The 20,437-nt window shown below is 33.7% G+C and carries 17 protein-coding genes; 12 read left to right on the top strand and 5 right to left on the bottom strand.

Annotation, left to right across the window (positions count from 1 at the left end; all coding sequences use genetic code 11):
* Window positions 1-2: 2 nt before the first annotated feature.
* A complete protein-coding gene (locus tag QO200_RS18075; protein WP_371543056.1) occupies window positions 3-1,583 on the bottom strand; it encodes an FAD-dependent oxidoreductase in 1,581 nt (526 codons plus the stop codon).
* Between the two features lie 512 nt (window positions 1,584-2,095).
* On the opposite strand from QO200_RS18075, the gene QO200_RS18070 reads away from it, so the two are divergent.
* From QO200_RS18070 to QO200_RS18035, 8 genes are all read left to right on the top strand, one after another.
* A complete protein-coding gene (locus QO200_RS18070) occupies window positions 2,096-2,308 on the top strand; it encodes a hypothetical protein (protein ID WP_371543053.1) in 213 nt (70 codons plus the stop codon).
* A gap of 322 nt (window positions 2,309-2,630) precedes the next feature.
* On the top strand, window positions 2,631-5,162 hold the full coding sequence (gene topA / locus QO200_RS18065) for a type I DNA topoisomerase (RefSeq protein ID WP_371543050.1): 2,532 nt from the start codon (window positions 2,631-2,633) through the stop codon (window positions 5,160-5,162).
* A 1-nt stretch (window position 5,163) separates the two neighbouring features.
* On the top strand, window positions 5,164-6,315 hold the full coding sequence (locus tag QO200_RS18060; RefSeq protein ID WP_371543047.1) for a formimidoylglutamase: 1,152 nt from the start codon (window positions 5,164-5,166) through the stop codon (window positions 6,313-6,315).
* A 129-nt stretch (window positions 6,316-6,444) separates the two neighbouring features.
* Window positions 6,445-7,857 carry a gliding motility lipoprotein GldK gene (gldK, locus tag QO200_RS18055; RefSeq protein WP_371543045.1) on the top strand — a complete coding sequence of 471 codons (1,413 nt, stop codon included), beginning with the start codon at window positions 6,445-6,447 and terminating at the stop codon, window positions 7,855-7,857.
* Between the two features lie 28 nt (window positions 7,858-7,885).
* On the top strand, window positions 7,886-8,533 hold the full coding sequence (gene gldL / locus QO200_RS18050) for a gliding motility protein GldL (protein ID WP_371543043.1): 648 nt from the start codon (window positions 7,886-7,888) through the stop codon (window positions 8,531-8,533).
* 47 nt (window positions 8,534-8,580) lie between these two features.
* Window positions 8,581-10,119: a gliding motility protein GldM gene (gene gldM / locus QO200_RS18045; protein ID WP_371543041.1), complete on the top strand. Its 1,539-nt coding sequence runs from the start codon at window positions 8,581-8,583 to the stop codon at window positions 10,117-10,119.
* Between the two features lie 50 nt (window positions 10,120-10,169).
* Window positions 10,170-11,060 (top strand): gliding motility protein GldN, encoded by an 891-nt coding sequence (gene gldN / locus QO200_RS18040; protein ID WP_371543092.1) that lies wholly within the window; start codon window positions 10,170-10,172, stop codon window positions 11,058-11,060.
* Between the two features lie 130 nt (window positions 11,061-11,190).
* Window positions 11,191-12,243 carry an NAD(P)/FAD-dependent oxidoreductase gene (locus tag QO200_RS18035; protein ID WP_371543038.1) on the top strand — a complete coding sequence of 351 codons (1,053 nt, stop codon included), beginning with the start codon at window positions 11,191-11,193 and terminating at the stop codon, window positions 12,241-12,243.
* Between the two features lie 2 nt (window positions 12,244-12,245).
* On the opposite strand, the gene QO200_RS18030 is transcribed toward QO200_RS18035, so the two are convergent.
* Window positions 12,246-12,629, bottom strand: coding sequence for a DUF983 domain-containing protein (locus QO200_RS18030; protein ID WP_371543035.1), 384 nt, complete (start codon window positions 12,627-12,629; stop codon window positions 12,246-12,248).
* 74 nt (window positions 12,630-12,703) lie between these two features.
* On the opposite strand from QO200_RS18030, the gene abc-f reads away from it, so the two are divergent.
* Window positions 12,704-14,611 carry a ribosomal protection-like ABC-F family protein gene (gene abc-f, locus QO200_RS18025; protein WP_371543033.1) on the top strand — a complete coding sequence of 636 codons (1,908 nt, stop codon included), beginning with the start codon at window positions 12,704-12,706 and terminating at the stop codon, window positions 14,609-14,611.
* A gap of 201 nt (window positions 14,612-14,812) precedes the next feature.
* Here abc-f and QO200_RS18020 read toward each other — a convergent pair whose 3' ends face one another.
* Window positions 14,813-15,781: an App1 family protein gene (locus tag QO200_RS18020; RefSeq protein WP_371543031.1), complete on the bottom strand. Its 969-nt coding sequence runs from the start codon at window positions 15,779-15,781 to the stop codon at window positions 14,813-14,815.
* A gap of 65 nt (window positions 15,782-15,846) precedes the next feature.
* Between QO200_RS18020 and QO200_RS18015 the strand changes: the two genes are divergently transcribed.
* On the top strand, window positions 15,847-16,716 hold the full coding sequence (locus QO200_RS18015; protein WP_371543028.1) for a diacylglycerol kinase family protein: 870 nt from the start codon (window positions 15,847-15,849) through the stop codon (window positions 16,714-16,716).
* Window positions 16,717-16,723: 7 nt separating this feature from the next.
* On the opposite strand, the gene QO200_RS18010 is transcribed toward QO200_RS18015, so the two are convergent.
* The gene (locus tag QO200_RS18010) at window positions 16,724-17,872 is read right to left on the bottom strand and encodes a GNAT family N-acetyltransferase (RefSeq protein ID WP_371543025.1); all 1,149 of its coding nucleotides are present in this window, start codon (window positions 17,870-17,872) and stop codon (window positions 16,724-16,726) included.
* 96 nt (window positions 17,873-17,968) lie between these two features.
* On the opposite strand from QO200_RS18010, the gene QO200_RS18005 reads away from it, so the two are divergent.
* Together QO200_RS18005 and QO200_RS18000 are read left to right on the top strand one after the other, a co-directional pair.
* Window positions 17,969-18,244, top strand: coding sequence for a 4a-hydroxytetrahydrobiopterin dehydratase (locus QO200_RS18005; RefSeq protein ID WP_371543023.1), 276 nt, complete (start codon window positions 17,969-17,971; stop codon window positions 18,242-18,244).
* A gap of 669 nt (window positions 18,245-18,913) precedes the next feature.
* Window positions 18,914-19,768: a Two component regulator three Y domain protein gene (locus QO200_RS18000; RefSeq protein ID WP_371543020.1), complete on the top strand. Its 855-nt coding sequence runs from the start codon at window positions 18,914-18,916 to the stop codon at window positions 19,766-19,768.
* A gap of 223 nt (window positions 19,769-19,991) precedes the next feature.
* Here QO200_RS18000 and QO200_RS17995 read toward each other — a convergent pair whose 3' ends face one another.
* Window positions 19,992-20,261: a transposase gene (locus tag QO200_RS17995; protein WP_371543089.1), complete on the bottom strand. Its 270-nt coding sequence runs from the start codon at window positions 20,259-20,261 to the stop codon at window positions 19,992-19,994.
* Window positions 20,262-20,437: the final 176 nt, after the last annotated feature.

Genomic DNA, 20,437 nt, shown 5'->3' with positions numbered 1-20,437 from the left:
TGTTATTTCCTAAATTCTGTTAGGAGGAATCCATTAGCGAGAGTTTTGAACTCTGCTATTTGGTTCTGTGTCCAAGTCTCATCATGGCCCAATTCCTTTGCCAGTAATTGCGCAACTTTTTCACATGAAGCGATTGCTGCACGGGCATCTAAGAATAGTAAGCGCACTCTTCTTGCTAAAACATCATCAATTGTTCTAGCCATTTCATAACGAATTGCCCAAGCTACTTCTGCCATGGTGTAGTCGTAATCTGGATGTAGTTTTTCTTTTAATGCGGGTTCTTTGTTTTGTAATTCCACTATTTTAGGGATATCTGTTCCGTAAATGTATAGGTGGTTTTCCCGATCTATTGCGTTCGTTATTTTGTTTCCGTGAATAGAAACATGCTCCGTTTTACATTTATTTTTTGATAAATGTCGTACTCGTATCGCCTTGTTTACGAGGTCTTCGGCAATTTTTCTATAAGTAGTCCATTTCCCTCCAGTTATTGTTATTAGTCCTGTGTCGGAAACAATTATTTTATGGCTTCTGGAAACTTCTTTGGTGCTTTTTCCGGGTTCGTCTGGTGCAGCCAATGGTCTTAACCCTGCAAAAACAGATAGAACGTCGGCCCTTGTGGGTTTTTTTGCTAAGTATCTTTGTGCTGTTTCTAAGACAAATTCAATTTCAGTTTCTAATGCAATTGGCTCTACACTGTGCTTTTTCATTAGGGTGTCTGTAGTTCCTACTACTATTTTGTTGTGCCAAGGCACTGCAAACAGAACCCTTCCGTCACTTGTTTTTGGAATCATCAATGCGTAATCGCTTGGCAAAAAAGATTTATCAAATACAAGGTGAATTCCCTGACTTGGAACAATGTATTTTTTATATACAGTATCGTTCAGTTTCATTATGGCATTTGTGAAAACACCTGTTGCGTTGATGATGGCTTTGCCTTTTATTTCGTGTTTCTCGCCAGATTCTAGATCCTCTACTTGAACACCCGTAACTTGGTTTTCGTCGTCTTTCAATAGATTTACGACCTTGGTGTAGTTTAAAACACAAGCGCCATTTTCTACTGCAGTTTGTGCGATATTTATGGCTAATCGGGAATCGTCAAATTGGCCATCGTGATAGGTGACGCCGTTTACCAAGCCTTTTTGCTTTATTGTTGGAAGTAGCTCAATGGTTTTTTTCTTTGAAATATATTTAGAACTACCTAAACTTAGTTTTCCGGCTAACAGATCATAAATAGTAAGTCCTATGGTATAAAAATAACCGCCCCACCAGTTGTAATTAGGTATTACAAATGATTGGTTTTTAACTAAATGCGCGGCGTTTTGAGCCATTAATCCTCTTTCTTTTAAAGCTTCCCTTACCATGGAAATATCGCCTTGTTCTAAGTAACGAACACCTCCGTGAACTAATTTTGTACTTCTACTAGAGGTTCCTTTGGCGAAATCTATTGCTTCTAGTAAAATTGTTTTGTAACCCCTACTTGCTGCATCTAGCGCTGTGCCAAGTCCACTAGCCCCGCCTCCAATTACGATTACATCCCATTCAGTGGTTTGTTTTAGTTTTTTTAACTGTTCTAGTCTATTCATTATGAGTTTGTTATATTTTTTTTTATATCAAATTACTTTAGGATTTTAAAGATAACGAAAAAAAACGAAACCAAAAAAAAAGTGAATTTTACAATGGCTATTCTTACCATCAATTATACTGTTTAATAGGTAGTATAACTTTTGTCAACAGACTACAAGCGGATTTATTTATCGAATTAAAACAAAATGGATATGTGGTAAAGTTCTACACAACACATACTCTTCCAGCCCACGCCATATGAAAGGATTTTAATTTTTTAGAAAATGAGAAGCTTTTGTTTCTCACACATGGGGAGCAAGTAGAAATAAACATTTGCTTTTAAGCGAAAGATAGATGATAAAGAGGAAGTGCAAGTGGGGAGAAAAATAAAAATAGCGGCAATCATCACATATAGTAGACTTGGATTTTAATGTTTGCAAATTGTTTAGGCGGAGCAAGGGTTTAAAAAAATGGAGAGTATTTGCACCTTTGTTAAAAGTGTCTTTAGACCGTTTTAGAGGAATAAAAATAGATGCGGCACAATTGGGAGGTGGTATTTGAAACAGTGCGACTTCAGCCTGAGACCCAATTTACTTGCAAAATATTATTTTCAGGAACAGCTGTTATCCATTTAGAATTTGGTTTGAGTACTTTAAATGTTTTGGATGCATTTGTAAATTATACTATGATTAAAGTTGCTAAGCATGTTGTCATTATGGCTGAGGTGACAAAAATGAATAGCTGAGGTTTTAGCAAAATAGAGATACTTCTTACCGATTATGGTATTAATGTAGAAACTAAAATGAAAGGAGAAGAGAAATTCGAATTAATGTATTTATAGCTGGTGATTTGCAGGTTTATTATTTTGTTTCTGGTTCTCTAAATAATCCTACTTCAAATATGTTGTGATTAAATGTTTCGGTTGTATTTCTACGTTTGTTTTGGCAAAAAAAAGTGTGAATCGCACCTATATTTTGAAGCTTCCTATCAGAAAAAAACACTTTTAAAATTACCAAAAGCACTATATTTAAAAAAAATAGATACTTTTGTCCCAGAAAAATAGAGCAATGGCAAAGAATTTAGTAATAGTGGAGTCCCCTGCAAAGGCGAAAACAATCGAGAAATTTTTAGGAAGTGATTTTCAGGTGGAGTCAAGTTATGGGCATATTGCCGACTTGCCTTCTAAAGAAATTGGGGTAGATGTAGAGAATGGTTTTAAACCTAAATATGAAGTTTCATCTGATAAGAAAGCCTTAGTAACCAAGCTAAAAGGACTAGCTAAGAAAGCCGAAATGGTTTGGTTAGCAAGTGATGAGGATCGCGAGGGAGAAGCTATTTCTTGGCATCTTGCCGAAGAATTAAAATTAGATAAAGCAAAAACAAAACGAATTGTATTTCATGAAATTACGAAAACCGCTATTCTAAAAGCGATTGATAATCCACGTGAAATTGATTATAATTTAGTAAATGCACAACAGGCTCGTCGTGTTTTAGACCGATTAGTAGGTTATGAATTGTCTCCTGTTTTATGGAGAAAAATTAAAGGCGGACTTTCAGCAGGTCGTGTGCAATCTGTTTCGGTTCGTTTAATTGTAGAGCGTGAAAGAGATATTCAGAACTTTAATGCTGTAGCAAGTTATTCTATTGTTGCCGAGTTTACCAATGAATCAGGGAAATCTTTCAAGGCAAAACTTCCGAAGAATTTTAATACTAAAAAAGAAGCGGAAGATTTTTTAAATAAAAATATCGGTTCTACTTATAAGGTTGCGGATTTAGAAACAAAGCCAACAAAAAAATCGCCAACAGGACCTTTTACGACTTCGACCTTACAACAAGAAGCGGCAAGAAAACTTTATTTGCCTGTTGGAATTACAATGCAATTAGCGCAACGTTTATATGAAGCTGGACTTATAACTTATATGAGAACGGATAGTGTAAACCTTTCTAAGGATGCAATGGAAGCTGCTGAGGCAGAAATCATAAAATCGTACGGGAAAGAATTTTCTAAACCTCGAACTTTTGTTAATAAGAGTAAAGGAGCACAGGAAGCGCACGAGGCAATTCGTCCTACAGACATGTCACGTCATACCGTGAATATCGATAGAGATCAAGCTCGTTTATATGATTTAATCTGGAAAAGAACTTTGGCTTCGCAAATGAGTGATGCAAAGCTGGAAAGAACAAACGTAAAAATTGAAGCAAACAATCATAGTGAAATTTTTACGGCATCTGGTGAGGTTTTACTTTTTGAAGGTTTCTTAAAAGTATACTTAGAAGGTCATGATGACGATGAAGAGGAGCAAGAAGGAATGTTGCCAGCGATGAAAGTCAATGAAAAACTTCAAAATAATTATATTACTGCAACGGAACGATACTCAAGAGCTCCGGCACGTTATACAGAAGCTTCCCTGGTTAAAAAACTAGAAGAACTAGGAATTGGTCGTCCGTCAACTTATGCTCCTACCATTTCTACCATTATCAACAGAAATTATGTTGAGAAAGGAAATCTTGACGGTCAAGAACGTAATTATACGCAATTGGTTTTGCAATCCGGGAAATTAGAAGAGAAGTTACTTAAAGAGAATACGGGTTCTGATAAAGGAAAATTAGTCCCAACAGATATCGGGACAATCGTAACTGATTTCTTAGTGAAGAATTTCGGTAATATCTTAGATTATAATTTTACCGCAAAAGTAGAGCAGGATTTTGATGAAATTGCAGAAGGAAATGTGAACTGGACAGAGATGATGCAAGAATTCTATGATAAATTTCATCCTACGGTAAAAGATGTAGAAGCAAATGCCGAAAGAGAAAGCGGAGAAAGAATTCTAGGAAAAGACCCGAAAACTGGAAAACAAGTCTCTGTTCGTTTAGGGAAATTTGGACCAATGGCTCAAATTGGAGAAGCAGATGACGAAGAAAAGAAATTTGCTAGTTTAATGCCTGATCAGAATATTGGAAATATTGGTTTGGAAGAAGCGTTGAATTTGTTTTTACTTCCAAAAAATTTGGGAGTATATAAAGAAGAAGAAGTTGAGGTGAGTAATGGTCGTTATGGTCCTTACATTCGTCATGGAGCTGCTTTTGTGTCCTTGCCAAAAGGAGAAAATCCTTTGGATGTAGATTTTGACAGAGCAAAAGAATTAATTGATGAGAAAGCAATTGCTGATGCGCCGATAGCGGTTTATAAAAGTGAGGGTGTTCAGAAAGGTGTTGGTCGTTTTGGTCCTTTTATAAAATGGAATGGTTTGTTTATCAATGTAAGTAAGAAATATAATTTTGATAATTTGTCGCAATCAGATATTGAAGCATTGATTGAAGACAAATTGCAGAAAAATATTGATAAAGTTTTGCATAACTGGGAAGAGGAAGGAATTTTGGTTGAAAAAGCACGTTGGGGACGCTCTGTTATAACTAAAGGAAAAATAAAAATTGAACTTCCTAAAGAAGTTGATGCGACAAAATTGACCCTAGAAGAAGTTCAAGAAATGATAGCTAAAAAGACGCCTGCAAAAAAGGTGGCTGCCAAAAAAGCACCAGCTAAGAAAGCAGCAACTAAAAAAACCGCAGTTAAGAAACCTGTAGCAAAAAAGAAATAGAATGGAATTTGATTTTTTAGAAGCTGTTGATAATGAAATTCTTGAGTTGGTTCAAGGGTTGACATCCCAGCAGTTGGGGAGTAAAGTAGTTTTTCATACAAAAGACCAGCTTCCGGATTTAAATAAGATTAATATAGCTGTAATCGGGGTTTTAGAGAACCGCGGTGGAGGTAAAGTAACAGAAGCTGTCGATTTATCTGCAATTCGTAAAGATTTATATACTATGTTTCCGGGTAACTGGGATGCGTCAATTGCTGATTTAGGAGATATTCTGGCTGGAAATTCGATAGAAGACTCTTATTTTGCTTTGCGAAAAGTAGTTTCAAATTTAATTAAGAAAAAAATTATACCCTTAGTTATTGGTGGCTCACAAGATTTAACATTTGCACTTTATAGAGCGTTTGATGAATTGGAACAGATGGTAAATTTAGTTTCAATAGACAGTAAATTTGATTTTGGAAAAGAAAATGATGAGGTTTATGCTTCGTCTTATTTGACTAAAATAATTATTGACGAGCCCAATAATCTGTTTAATTTTTGTAATATAGGGTATCAGACTTATTATAATTCTCAAGAAGAGATTGATCTAATTGAGAAGTTATTTTTTGATGGTTACAGATTAGGAGCGATTTCTAATAATATTGCTTTAGCGGAGCCTGTATTTAGAGATGCAGATGTAGTTAGTCTTGATTTGAATTCTGTAAAGTCATCTGATTCTGGTAATTTTGATACGTTTGCACCTAACGGTTTTAACGGAAAAGAAATATGTTCTTTATCAAGATATGCGGGAATTAGTGATAAAGTGTCTATATTTGGAATATTCAATCATAATAACTCAGCTCAGGAATCTGTTCTAATAGCCCAGATCATTTGGTATTTTATAGAAGGATTTCATTATCGATCTAATGAGTACCCGTTTGGGAGTCGAGAAAATTATATTAAATATATTGTGCCTCTAGAAGATGAAGTGCTAGTTTTTCATAAAAGTGACAAAACGGATAGATGGTGGATTGAAATACCATTTATTTCAAATGGCAATAATAAATTGAAGAGGAATACGTTATTACCATGTTCTTACGATGAATATTTGGGAGCATGTAATCAGGAATTGCCGGAAAGATGGTGGAAGGCACAGCGTAAAAACAGTATTTAAAAAGAAGAATTTTATACAACTAAATTAATTCTATTAAAAAGAATGTTTAGTTTAAAAGTATTGTTTTTTTAAAAAATAATAAATAGGTTTACAAACTTTAAAAATAATGAATACATAACCCGCATTTATATGAAGAAGTTCATTGCATTTATGGCAATATTGGCACTGTTAGCAGGCTGTGGTAAGTCAAGTGACAAAGGTGAGTTGGTCGGAGTTAAAGGAGAAAAATGGCATCCTGAGAAACCATATGGTATGACATTAGTGCCTGGTGGTGCTTTTATTATGGGTAAATCTGATGATGATGTTGCTTCAATACAAGACGCTCCTACTAAAACAGTAACTGTTAGGTCGTTCTATATGGATGAAACGGAGATAACAAATAGTGAGTACCGTCAATTTGTGGAATGGGTTAAGGATTCTACCATGAGAGTTCGTTTAGCTATTCTTGCAGATATGAGTGGTATAAAAGCCGGAGATACAAAAGGTAAGGGAAAAAATGCAGGTAGTATAGGTGATTTTGCTTTTAACGATTCAGATCCTGAAAAAATGACTGCTTATGACAAGTATATGTATGATAACTATTATAGTATTGGTACAGATGACGATCCTTATGCTGGAAGAAAGCTTAATAAAAAAGTAAAATTAATTAGAGACCCTAAATTATATCCAGATGAGTATTATGTGGAAGTAATGGATTCTATGTATTTACCACAAGAGGCTTCATACAACGGATTAAGAACTATTGATGTTGATAAATTAAAATTTCGTTATTCTTGGATGGATATTCAAGCTGCGGCTAAAGCTAAAGTTGGGAAACGAAAAGATTTTATAAAAACAGAAGAAGTAAAAGTGTATCCAGATACCACTGTTTGGATTAAAGATTTTGCTTACTCCTATAATGAACCAATGCACAATGATTATTTCTGGCATAAAGCGTACGGGGATTATCCTGTTGTAGGAGTAAAATGGACACAAGCAAAAGCTTTTTGTGCTTGGAGAACATTAAATAAAAACATTTATATTAAATCAAAGAAAAAAGGACATGATTTAATAAACTCATTTAGATTGCCAACGGAAGCAGAATGGGAATATTCAGCTAGGGGAGGTTTAGAGTCAGCTACATATCCATGGGGTGGACCTTATACTAAAAATGACAGAGGATGCTTTCTTGCAAACTTTAAACCAAATAGGGGAGATTATGCAGCAGATCAGGCATTGTATACTGTTGAAGCAAAATCTTACGAACCGAATGGTTACAATTTATATAATATGGCAGGGAATGTTTCAGAATGGACAGACTCTTCTTACGACCCCAATGCATATGAGTATGTTTCCTCAATGAACCCAAATGTTTTAGATGCTTCTAATAAACGTAAGGTAGTTCGTGGAGGTTCATGGAAAGATGTTGCTTATTTCCTACAAGTAAGTACAAGAGATTTCGAATATGCTGATTCTGCACGAAGTTTTATCGGATTTAGAACCGTTCAGGATTACATGGGATTACAAACAACCGGAAACGGAACCAAAATTAAAAACAGATAAAAAAAAACCCCTTAAATCAAAAAAAATTATGGCATTATTAAGTAAAAAAGCAATGAATTTCGCATATGGAATGGGTGCTGCAGTTGTAATCGTTGGCGCTTTATTCAAAATTATTCACTTTGAAATTGGACCGTTAACAGGAACAAGAATGCTTGCAGTGGGATTGTTGACAGAAGCTTTTATTTTTGCCCTTTCAGCATTTGAGCCCGTTGATGATGAGTTAGATTGGACATTGGTTTATCCGGAGTTGGCGAATGGTATAAAAACAGAAACAAAAAAAAGAGTGGAAGCGCCTTCTGATTCGCAAGGAATGTTATCGCAAAAATTAGACGCTATGTTGAAAGATGCTAAAATTGATGGGGAATTAATGTCAAGTTTAGGAAACAGCATCAAGAATTTTGAATCAGCAGCGAAAAGTATTGCTCCAACTGCTGAATCTATTGCTTCTACGCAAAAATACAGTGAAGAGTTAACTATGGCGGCAGCGCAAATGGAATCTTTGAACAGTTTATATAAAGTACAGTTGCAAAGTGCTTCTCGAAATGCACAAATCAATGAAGAAGTTCTTGAAAATAATTTAAAATTAAAAGAACAAATGCAATCATTGACAACTAACTTGTCATCGTTGAATAATGTTTATGGTGGAATGCTTTCTGCAATGGGTAAAAAAGGATAATTAGTTTCGAACTAGATAAACAAACAACTAACTAATTATTAGAAAATATGGCAGGAGGAAAACTAACCCCTAGACAGAAGATGATAAACCTTATGTATCTGGTTTTTATCGCTATGTTGGCAATGAATGTATCAAAAGAAGTTATTTCAGGTTTTGGATTGATGAATGAAAAATTTGAAACATCAAATGAAACTTCAAAATTGTCTAATGATCAACTTTTAGGAGCATTAGAAGCAAAAGCTGGAGAAGCAAAAGGTGTATTTATAGTAGCAGTAGAAACAGCACATAAAGTAAAAACAATAACAGATAATTTTTTTAATTATATAGCATCTTTAAAAACACAAGCTGGTACAGGATTTGAAATAGACCCTGAAACTGGAAAGTTGCCTTATGAAGATATGGATAAAGGTGATAATATTGATGATTGGTTTGAAGGTGAAGGTTACTCAAAAAAGGGGACCGAAATTATAGCTACTATCAATAAGTATAAAGCAGATATGAAGTCTGTACTAGGAGCAGATGCAAAATATGTTTCAATTATTAAAGAAGTTGAAAGTAAATTTGACGTTTCAGATGTAAAGAATAAAGAAGGATTAAAAGATAAATTTTTATCATATCATTTCAAAGGTTTTCCAGCTATTGCAACTATAGCAAAGCTTTCAACTTGGCAAAATGATATTAACAAAGCGGAATCAGATGTTTATAGCTCTGCTTTAGGTAAAGCGGCTGTTGCTGCGGCATCTTATAGCAACTATGAAGCGATTGTTGTACTAGATAAAAACGCTTACTTCCAAGGTGAGACTGTTACTGGTAAAGTGGTACTTGGTAGATATGATGGGAATACAAAACCAACTTCTTTTTCAGGTCCAGGAAAAATTGTTAATGGTCAGGCTGTGATTTCAATGACGGCAGGTGGTGTAGGAGAGCAAACAATAGCAGGTCAATTTTCTTTTCTTGAAGATGGGAAAACAGTTCCTCTTGCGTTTAAAGGAAAATATGTAGTTGTTCCAAGACCTAATTCTGCTACGATTTCGGCAGATAAAATGAATGTAGTATATAGAGGTGTTGTTAATCCAATGTCTATTTCATTTGCTGGTATATCTGATAGCGATGTTTCTGTTTCAGCTCCTGGTTTGTCTAAAGCAGGTAATGGGAAATACAACATGAGTCCAGGTGGAGGAAATGAAGTTGTAATTAGTGTGTCAGGTAAAATGTCTGACGGAAAAGTTGCTACTGATAAAAAAGTATTTAGAATCAAAGGAATTCCGGGACCTACAGGTACAATTAGAGGAGAAACAGGTGTCGTAAAAGGACCTAAATCAAATTTAGAGATTGCTACAATTGGTGCTAAATTGGAAGATTTTGATTTTGAAGTTGGTTTGAACGTAGTTGGATTTAATTTAAAAGTTACTGGGCAAGCAACAGTTGTTGTTCAAGGAGATAAATTAAATGCACAATGTAAGGCTGTTCTTTCTAAAGCGGGAAGAGGAGATCAAGTTACTATTTCGGAGATTAAAACGAAGCTTGTTGGTGCAGGTAGTTATTTATTACCAAGAACAGCTCCAGTTATTTTTGAAATACAATAATACGTAGGTTGCTTTAAAAGGCTACTTCAATATCTTATAATCACATTATGATGAATGTTAGAAATTTTTTAATAGTTGTTATTTCCATTGCTGGAGGATGTGCTACTTTTGCACAATCTAATTTGCTAAATGCAAAAACACCAAGCGAGATAGGTCTTAAAACTGCTGCTCAACTAATATCAGACAATGATAAGCCTTTGGCTTATGGTTATGTGCATGATAGGGATATATTGATGGGTAAAACTGTTTGGGAGATTATAGATCTTAATGAGAGAATTAATTTTGCCTTATATTTTCCTATTGATACCGCAAATATTGGTTCTAACAGACGTTCATTATATGACGTACTTACAAAAGCTGTAAAAAGTGGCGCTATTACTGAAGTGTATTCTGATAGCTACTTCAATACAAAAAAGTCGTACAAAGACATTCAGGCATCTTTGTCTCGTGTTGATACAACTGATGCGGGTAGAGAGCAAGTAAATGCAGGAATGAGTGTTTCTCCTGAATATATCATGCGGTCAGATTTGACAGCTCAGGATGTTACGCAGTATAAGATTAAAGGATATTGGTATTTTGATAAACGTCAAAGTGAATTGAAATATCGATTGTTGGGTATTTGTCCGGTTACGCCAGATGTTTATACAATGAACAATGACGAGAAAGATTATATTGAGTTATTTTGGATTTTCTTCCCGTCGGCGAGAGAGGTTTTACATGAAGCAAAAGCTTTTAACGATGCTAACTCTGCAATGCCAATTTCTTTTGACCAAATATTGAACTCCAGACACTTTAATAGCGTTATATACAAAGAAGAAAATGTATATGGAGATAGAGCAATAGATGAGTACATGAAAGACAATGCTCAGAATCAATTGTTAGAATCAGAAAGAGTGAAAGAAAAAATTCGTGACTTTGAATCAGATATGTGGAATTACTAATTTCATATTTTATTAAATAGAAGGAAACTCTTGTCGTAATTGATGAGAGTTTTTTTTATATTGAATTTTTAAGTTTGGTTCTTTTAATGTTCTTTCTTTGTGTTTTTATATTAACTTTTACTCTTATAGGATGATTGATTATTTAATTATAGGTTCGGGTCTCGCTGGTATTGGATTTGCTGAAATTGCAATACGCAATAGTAAGACAATTTTGGTTTTGGATAATAATTCCCAAAATTCTTCCAGGATTGCTGGCGGATTGTACAACCCTGTAATTCTTAAGCGTTTTAGCGAAGTTTGGCAGGCGCAAGAACAATTAGTCGTGATGAAAGAGTTCTATAGTGTTTTGGAAGATAAATTAAAAACTAAAGTTGATTTTAAGAAACCTATTCTAAGGAAGTTTTTTTCCATTGAAGAACAAAATAATTGGTTTGCAGCTTCTGATAAAGTTTCATTGGCACCATTTTTATCCACGGAATTGATTACCAAAAAATATTCAGGAATTGATTCGCCTTACAACTATGGAGAAGTATTACAAACAGGTCATGTTGATACAGCTGTTTTATTAGAAAAATATAGGGAGTACCTTGTTGGAAATGATTTATTCCTAGGAGAATCGTTTGATTATGAATTAATCGAAGTTGTATCTGGAGGTGTACGTTACAAAGATATTGAGGCTCGACATATTGTTTTTGCAGAGGGTTTTGGGATGCATGCTAATCCTTATTTTAAGCATTTACCATTAGATGGTACAAAAGGGGAGTTATTCATTATTAAAGCCCCTATGCTTGATCTTGATGTTATTATGAACACAAGTGTCTTTATACTGCCGTTAGGCGATAATCTGTTTAAAGTGGGGGCAACTTATAATTGGAAAGATAAGACAGACTTAGCGACTGAAGAAGGGAAACTGGAATTAGTAGATAGAATAAAAGAAATTATTAGCTGTGATTTTGAAATAATAGAACATTTTGCAGGAGTTCGACCAACAGTAAAAGACAGAAGACCATTGGTGGGAACGCACTCCATGCATCCTACAATTCATATTTTAAATGGATTAGGGACAAGAGGAGTAATGTTAGGGCCTTCTATGGCTCAGGCCTTGTATGACGCTATAGAAAATGACATCGTTCTCGATGCCGCAATTGACATAAAAAGGTTCCTGCCTAAACGACAGAGATAATGTTATTTTTGCTTGAAATTAGGATCATAGGAGACAAACATGTTGATATATATATTTCTCGACCATCGTAATACAAATGGAAATAGAACTATAAGAGAGGCGATTATTGAAATAAAAGCTACTTTTAGAGAGGAATTTAATAGTACATATGAAATTATAAACGCAGCTATTCCAATAGCTACATTTAGTCCATAACTGACATACATAGCGCCATAAAAGAAGGAAGGTTCGATTTGATATTTTAATCCACAATGGCTGCAATTTTCATGCATTTTTAAGATATTACCCAGATGGAGTGGATTTGGGTCTAAATACATACTTTCTTTCTGACATTTTGGACAAGTTCCTGTTAAAATGCTATATAATTTGGATCCTTTTTTTAACATTTGCAAAAAATTTAATTTTTCCTTTTTTTGGAGTGACAAATTTACAAATTTGAAAGGGAATAAAATCATAATACATGCTTAATATACACAATTTATCTGTCTCGTTTGGAGGTTCCTATTTATTTGAAGAAGTGACCTTTCGATTGGGTGCCGGAGACCGCGTAGGTCTTGTTGGTAAAAATGGTGCAGGTAAATCTACAATGCTCAAAATGTTGGCTGGTGACTTTCTTCCTGATACAGGCGTGATTTCTCAAGAAAAAGATGTGAGAATGGGGTTTTTACGTCAAGATATTGATTTTGAGCAAGGCCGTACAGTTTTAGAAGAGGCTTATGAAGCTTTTGTCGATATAAAAGTAGTTGAAAAAAAATTAGAAGAAATCAATCATCAATTAGTCACCCGTACTGATTATGAAAGTGAGGAATATTCTAAAATAATTGAAGACTTATCCGATTATACGCATCGTTTTGAATTATTGGGTGGTTATAACTATGTTGGTGACACTGAAAAAATTCTTTTAGGTTTAGGTTTTAAAAGAGAAGTTTTTAATAATCAAACAGAGACTTTTTCTGGAGGTTGGAGAATGCGAATCGAATTAGCTAAACTTTTACTGCAAGCTAATGATGTTTTGCTACTGGATGAGCCAACGAATCACCTTGATATCGAAAGTATCATTTGGTTGGAGAGTTTCTTGCGTAATTATATAGGTGTTGTCGTAATTGTTTCGCATGATAAAATGTTTTTAGATAATGTGACTAATAGAACGATTGAAATTTCCCTTGGAAAAGCATACGATTTCAACAAACCTTATTCTCAATATTTAGAATTGCGTCATGAAATTCGCGAAAAACAATTGGCTACACAAAAGAATCAAGCCAAAAAAATTGAAGAAACAGAAAAATTAATTGAGAAATTCCGTGCCAAAGCATCCAAAGCTTCCATGGCACAATCGATGATTAAAAAACTGGATAAAATAGAACGTATCGAAGTAGATGAGGATGATAATTCTGTAATGAATATCTCTTTTCCGCTTTCTAAGGTTCCTGGTCGTGTTGTAATCGAAGCTGAAAAAGTAACAAAAAGCTACGGTGATAAAACCATTTTAAAAGACATTTCACTGTTAGTAGAGCGCGGAAGTAAAATTGCTTTTGTCGGTCAAAATGGACAAGGTAAATCAACTTTTATTAAAGCTATTGTCAATGAATTTGAATATGAAGGAGATATAAAGTTAGGTCATAATGTACAAGTAGGTTATTTTGCCCAAAACCAAGCAGAGTATCTGGATGGTGAGATTACTTTATTACAAACTATGGAAGATGCCGCTACAGATACTAACCGTTCTAAGGTACGTGATATGCTAGGGTCATTCCTCTTTCGTGGCGACGATGTTGAGAAAAAGGTAAAAGTCCTTTCAGGAGGAGAAAGAAACCGTCTAGCACTTTGTAAATTGCTTTTACAGCCTATAAATGTATTGGTAATGGATGAGCCTACAAATCACTTGGATATTAAATCTAAGAACGTTTTGAAAGCAGCATTACAAAAGTATGAAGGAACGCTACTTCTAGTTTCGCACGATAGGGATTTTCTTCAGGGAATGTCTAACATTGTTTATGAGTTTAGAGATCAAAAGATAAAAGAATACTTAGGAGATGTTAACTACTTCTTAGAGCAGCGTAATTTAGAGAATATGCGTGAGGTCGAGAAGAAAGATGCTCTTAAAGCTGCCGCTCCCAAGGATAGTAATAAAGCTTCGTATGAAGAACAAAAAAAGGGGAAAGCATTGCAGAATCGTCTAAGCAAAGTGGAAAGTCAAATTAAGCAATTAGAAAAAGACATTCAGCATGATGATAAAATGTTAGCTTCAAATTACAATAAAAATATTGAAGACGCTTCTTTCTTCAAAGCATATAATAAAAAGAAGGCAGATTTGGATAAATTACTTTTGGACTGGGAAAATGTTCAAGAAGAAATCGACAAAGCTTAATTAATATATTATTTTAAATTTTTTGAGTAGCTTTTTCCAGCTGTTCATTCCATCCTTTCTGGTCTCGTTTGTTTTTTCTACATACTAAAAGGAGCTTCCGTAGGTCGCTCTTTTAGTCTAAGAAAAAATAGAACGAGGCTGTAAAAGGATTTCATTGCCATCTGGGCTACTGTGGTGTCCGTCCAAGAGATATCGTGTTCATTAGGAAATTAGACCTGTCTTCTTAGAATGTGAAATGGCTTGTGCGCTATTTTCAAAATAACAAACTGAAACATCTAAGGTTTCCAGGTTTTTAAGCACTTTGATTATCTTTTCTTTTTTATGTTTCCCAGTTTGCCGTATATAAACTGCTTTCACGGTCAAAGGGAAAATCTTGCTTATGGCCTCATATAAAAAAGGATCATGCTGCGAATCATCACCTATCAAAACATACTGTAAATTAGGATAGAATTCTAAAATGTGTTTTATTTTTTCAAACTTATGATTGTGACCACCTCTTCCGGTCCATAAGAAATTAGTCAAACTGGTTTTAATATCTTTTAACAGCAAAACAGCTTTGGGTAAGCGGTGAATTTCGGTGAATAGTATAAGAAATCGATACAAATTCCACTCACTACTTGAAACATAAAAAAAAGCATTTAGTTCCTCGTTACCCGCTCTTCCTTCAGAACTTAAAGCTTGGAAATGCGGAACAACATCTTCAAAAACTTTTCTAGAGTGGACATTTCTAAATAAGAGATGGTATAACTTTTTAAAAGGGTTCAGAGTATAAGAAACTAAAAACGTATCGTCTATATCAGATATGATTCCTAAATTACCTATTCTGGGTCTGTTATAGCTTCCTTTGGTTACAATTGTATCATTCTTATAAATGATACTAACTTCGTAGTCAATCCATCCGTAATGAGTAGTTTCTTCTAACGGGATGCAAAATTTAAAATAACCATCATCTAGTGTTTTTGTGTGTATTTTTGTGTTGTTGTGTATTAGGTAGACGTCTGCATTTGCTTGTGTTTTAATCCGAAACATACTGATTACAGATCTTGCATTTTTTAAACTTTTTGAAAGAAAATCGTAATCCTTTTTTGTTGTTGGTTTAAAAACATGTCCCATCACAATTAGTTCTTGCTCATTTGCATAACCACGATATAATTTTAGGATTGGTTTCATTTTGTTTACTACTTTTGGAGTATGTTGAAAATTAATTATTTTTAATCAATAAAAGAAATAAAACGGTGGAAAAGAATATCCTATTGATTGTAAACCCAGTTTCGGGAGGAATGGATAAGTCAGAGATTATTGAAGCAACTTCAGCGTTTGCAGATAAGGAAGGCTTAAATATTGTGATTTATACTACTACAGCCGGTGATGATACTGCTAAAATAAAAGAGCTATACGACACATTAAAACCAGAAAGGGTGGTTGTGGCAGGAGGTGATGGAACTATAAAATTAGTCGCCGAAGCGTTGGAAAATGCAGATGTTATTTTTGGGATAATACCTGCTGGTTCTGCTAATGGTTTGGCAACTGATTTAAATATTCCTAAAAAATTAGAAGATAACATTCCAGTAGCATTTCATAATGCTTTTATGGAAATGGATATGATACTTATAAATGGCAACAAAAGTTTGCACCTTAGTGATCTTGGGCTAAATGCAGAACTCATAAAAAACTATGAGAGTAGCGCCATACATGGTAAGTGGGGTTATGCCTTACAAGTGTTTAATACTTTGCTTGACAAAGAAGATCCTTTCACCGCAATAATTACAGCTAATGGTCAGATTGTTGAATGTGTAGCACAAATGATAGTTATAGCTAATTCTAAAAAATACGGAACAGGAGTTGTTATTAACCCTCAGGGAATCATGAATGATGGAAAGTTTGAATTGGTGCTTTTGAAAAATCTGGATTTGCCCATTTTTGCTAAAATTATTGCAGGTAATATACCAGTAGAAACTGGTGATATCGAGATCATTTCAACGGATAAGGCAAATATCAAATTAAATTCACCAGTAAGTTTTCAAATTGACGGAGAATATTGTGGTAGAGAGACAGAGCTGAACGTGGCTATTTCTCCAAAAAAGTTAAAAGTAGCTATACCTTAACTGCTTATTATTTAAATGGGTTTCGTTCCTTCCATTCCATTTTTGGTTCAAAATAGCTGAACGTTTTTGAGACAAACAGATTGATAAAAGAATTACTATGTTGCATCATCCCGAACATATCCATAGGTTGTGCTCCTACAGAACTTTTGATCTCTAAAGCTGTTCTGGCAAAAATAATACGGCTGTATCCTTTGTTTATTGAAAAACCAATCATGTCGTAAAGCATGTTCAGGTACAACATTTTTTCCCTTTGATAGACTTCGTCATAACCCAGAAAATAGGTATCTATATCTTTTCCGTTTTTTATCAGTGTATTGAATCCAATTAACTCGTCTCCAACAAAGTACCCGTAAAATAAGAACTTGTCTTTTAATGCTGTTTTTAAAGTTTTAAAATGATTTTCAGTTAAGTAAAAGGTATTGAAAGGAGCGTTTTTGGCTACATTCATGTACAATTCATAGATTCTTGAATTGTAAGTTGTGATTTCCTCTAGAGACAACTTTCTTTTAGAAATTCCTTCGGCTTTTTTTCGAGCCCTTTTGTATTGGTCTCGGTATTTTTTAGATAGGTCTGCAATATAATCGTCAAAATTAGACCAGGAATTCCTAATGTCAAAAATCATATTCGGTTGGGTTGTAAACTGGAAAAATGAGTTAAACTCGGGAATTTTAAAATACTGAACTCTCTCTTCGGCAAAATCTTTAAAGATTGTAAGATGTATTTTTGTGCCGTTTGCGCGGAAAATTTTCTTTAGCTCATCTGTTGCTTTTTTTAATAAAGCTAATCCTTCTGAAGCGGGTAGTTTTTGACTAAAATAGCATCCGTTTTGCCCAGTCAGCATATTGTTACCCAGTACTAGGACATTTGAGCTAAGGTTTTTAAAGACAAAGTCACGTACGATTGTTTTTAGGCAGTGGTCTCTTTCTCCAAAGGAATTTAGCTTACTCAAGTCAATATACTGCGTGACTGCTATCCCGACCAATTCCTCATTTTGAAACATTCCAATAAAATGACATTGCATATTTTTTGGAGCAGAAATCGCTAATATTTCTAAATAATCACGCGATAGAAATATATTGGTTACCGCCAAAGAATCCCAACTTGAAGGAATATTTTTAACCGAAGAATAAATTTGGAAGGAAAAAGTAGAGCTCAATGGATCAAAAAATTAATATTTGTCTAAATTAATATATAAAGTTAAATTGCAAAGCAATTAGATAAATTTTAACTAATTTTAATAAAAACTAAAATTATGAATATATACGACGAAATCACAGCTCAACCAATATTAAAAGATTTAAAGGACTGGAAGTTTAATGATAATGGAATCGAAAAGAAATTTGTTTTTAAGAATTTTAGTCAAGCGCTAGGTTTTATTGTGCAGTTAGGGATTTTAGCTGAAAAACACAATCACCACCCAGAACTTTTCAATGTGTATAATAAAGTAAATATTAGGCTGTCGACCCACGATGCTAACGGTTTAACAGATAAGGATTTTAATTTAGCAAAAGCAATTGAGCTAGTATAAAATAAGACGCTATTCTTTAAGATAGAATGAGGCGAAATTTAATTACATAAGTAAATATTTTGGCCTGTCCACAAAATTATAAACCTCATTTGAAATTGAATTTTATTCCCAATTTCTTTTTTTTTAGAACAATACGTTGAATTCAATTATTCCTATTTCTATAAATGCGCGGCGATAGCACCGTGAAATCTTCCACGGTAAGTAGGTAATACAGTTCTATAGCTAGAAATTATAATGACTGCAAAAGATTTTTGCCTCTTGTTTTACTTAAAGGTCTGCTCATTTGAAGCTATTGCTGGATGACTAAAAGCGGATGCATCATTTTAATAAAAAAAGCAATAAATGCTTCAATTGTAAAAATTACACACATCTTGATGCCTTATATTTTGTATTTAACCTTTCCCGCTCTTTTATCTAGATTATTCCATTTTTTTTTTTTTTTTTTTTGAATATGATAGCAGTTTGGAATACTAAAAAATTGATTTACAAAAAGTTAGTTCAAAGCTGGTTGATTTTATTATACTATTTACTTTGTTAATTGTAGAAACGTTTTCTTTGTAAGAAAAATAGTTTTTAATTTAACATATAGGTGTAGTTCATCGATTTTATTTGTCGATAATCTGTTTAGTGTGTATATTTAAACATTAGAACTAGTATAAATTCAAGATTATGAAAAATATTTTCACTCTATTACTAACCGTTTTTGCATCAATTACAGTGTTGGCAGAAGTTTCAGTTTCTGATAAAACAGTACTCTTGAAATTGTATACTGCTACAAACGGAGCTAATTGGAATACAAAATGGGATTTATCTTCCCCTATATCTACTTGGTATGGTGTTGTTTTGGAAGGTGATAAGGTTGTGTCGATAGATTTATCAGATAATAATCTTGTTGGTGAAATACCGAGTGAAATTGTAAATCTAACTGATTTGAAAAAATTGAATTTACATAAAAATAAGATATCGGGTGTGATTCCAGCTTCTTTGGAAAATTTAAAAGAACTTGTAGTTTTAGATCTTTCATTTAATAAATTGACAGGTAACATACCATCTTCAGTAGGAGAGATGAATAAGTTAGTTACTCTTGAACTTTATATGAATAGACTTTCTGGTGAGTTGCCAACTCAAATAGGAAACCTGAAAAATTTAGAAACTTTGGCTGCTTTTAATAATGAATTGGAGGGGCAAATACCAAGTTCGCTTTATCAAGTAGCAACGTTAAAAACTTTATTGTTGAGCAGTAACAAATTGAAAGGTAAATTGAGTGCCGAAATTGCAAAGTTAAAAATGTTAGAAAACCTTAGTTTGTTTGAAAACCAGATGGATGGTCAAGTTCCTTTTGATTTAGAAAAATTAAATAATTTGAAAGAAATGAATATTTCTTACAACCAATTCAGTGGGTTAATATCAAGAAAATTAGCCTCATTAGATACTTTAAATATGACAATGCTGAACGATAAAGGTGTAGCTGTCTTGTTAGATGTAACGATGGATATTGAAAGACCTTTAGTATCTGAAGATTAATAATTAGTACTTCATAATAAATAGATAGTTTGTTGTTTTGAATAAGTTTAGTTAGTTTTATAAAACCTATGTCGCTTTAGCTTCATAGGTTTTTTTGTACGAATGTATTTCAGTATAAAGGACATTGCAAATAACAGCTTCAGATCTCTCTGAAGCTGTTATTAGGTCAATAAATTAACTAAATGTTCAGGTCTTTAAATGGATCAAGTTCAAAAGTTGGGGATTATCCAAAAAGGTTAGATAATCTAAACAGAAAAAAGTCGATTTTACGCACTTTTCTAAACTGACTCCTAAATGCTTTAATCTTTGCATTGAATGACTCAGCCGATGCATTTGTACTTCGATTATTAAAGTAGTTTAATATTGAATTATAATTGATGGTTATGGTTTTGAGAACGATATTAAAGTTTTTAAAACCTGATTCCTCGACTTTTCTATACCAATGCGCTAATTTTAACATCGCCACATTCTTATCGTTATTACTGTTGTATATAGTTCATAATTGCTGTGATAAAGCATATTCTTTTTTAATATCAGGATACAATTCAAATAATAGCTTCGCTCTTTCTTCTTGACTGTTGGTCCATTTTTGGGATCAAGTCTAAATGTTGTGGGGAAATATATAAATAACGACTTTTGCAATTATAAAATATGTCTCAATGCAAGATT

Origin of the sequence: Flavobacterium sp. Arc3, assembly GCF_041431375.1 — a bacterium.
Taxonomy (GTDB): Bacteria; Bacteroidota; Bacteroidia; order Flavobacteriales; family Flavobacteriaceae; genus Flavobacterium.
Note: the sequence above shows the minus strand (reverse complement) of the source record. Positions and strands in the feature narration are given on the sequence as shown.

What these genes read in the sequence shown, in the direction of transcription:
- QO200_RS18075 (WP_371543056.1), bottom strand. Translation starts at nt 1,583, where the DNA reads ATGAATAGACTAGAACAGTTAAAAAAACTAAAACAAACCACTGAATGG.
- QO200_RS18020 (WP_371543031.1), bottom strand. Translation starts at nt 15,781, where the DNA reads ATGAAACCAATCCTAAAATTATATCGTGGTTATGCAAATGAGCAAGAA.
- QO200_RS18035 (WP_371543038.1), top strand. Translation starts at nt 11,191, where the DNA reads ATGATTGATTATTTAATTATAGGTTCGGGTCTCGCTGGTATTGGATTT.
- QO200_RS18005 (WP_371543023.1), top strand. Translation starts at nt 17,969, where the DNA reads ATGAATATATACGACGAAATCACAGCTCAACCAATATTAAAAGATTTA.
- topA (WP_371543050.1), top strand. Translation starts at nt 2,631, where the DNA reads ATGGCAAAGAATTTAGTAATAGTGGAGTCCCCTGCAAAGGCGAAAACA.
- gldK (WP_371543045.1), top strand. Translation starts at nt 6,445, where the DNA reads ATGAAGAAGTTCATTGCATTTATGGCAATATTGGCACTGTTAGCAGGC.
- QO200_RS18000 (WP_371543020.1), top strand. Translation starts at nt 18,914, where the DNA reads ATGAAAAATATTTTCACTCTATTACTAACCGTTTTTGCATCAATTACA.
- gldM (WP_371543041.1), top strand. Translation starts at nt 8,581, where the DNA reads ATGGCAGGAGGAAAACTAACCCCTAGACAGAAGATGATAAACCTTATG.
- abc-f (WP_371543033.1), top strand. Translation starts at nt 12,704, where the DNA reads ATGCTTAATATACACAATTTATCTGTCTCGTTTGGAGGTTCCTATTTA.
- QO200_RS18070 (WP_371543053.1), top strand. Translation starts at nt 2,096, where the DNA reads ATGCGGCACAATTGGGAGGTGGTATTTGAAACAGTGCGACTTCAGCCT.
- gldN (WP_371543092.1), top strand. Translation starts at nt 10,170, where the DNA reads ATGAATGTTAGAAATTTTTTAATAGTTGTTATTTCCATTGCTGGAGGA.
- QO200_RS18060 (WP_371543047.1), top strand. Translation starts at nt 5,164, where the DNA reads ATGGAATTTGATTTTTTAGAAGCTGTTGATAATGAAATTCTTGAGTTG.
- gldL (WP_371543043.1), top strand. Translation starts at nt 7,886, where the DNA reads ATGGCATTATTAAGTAAAAAAGCAATGAATTTCGCATATGGAATGGGT.
- QO200_RS18030 (WP_371543035.1), bottom strand. Translation starts at nt 12,629, where the DNA reads ATGTTAAAAAAAGGATCCAAATTATATAGCATTTTAACAGGAACTTGT.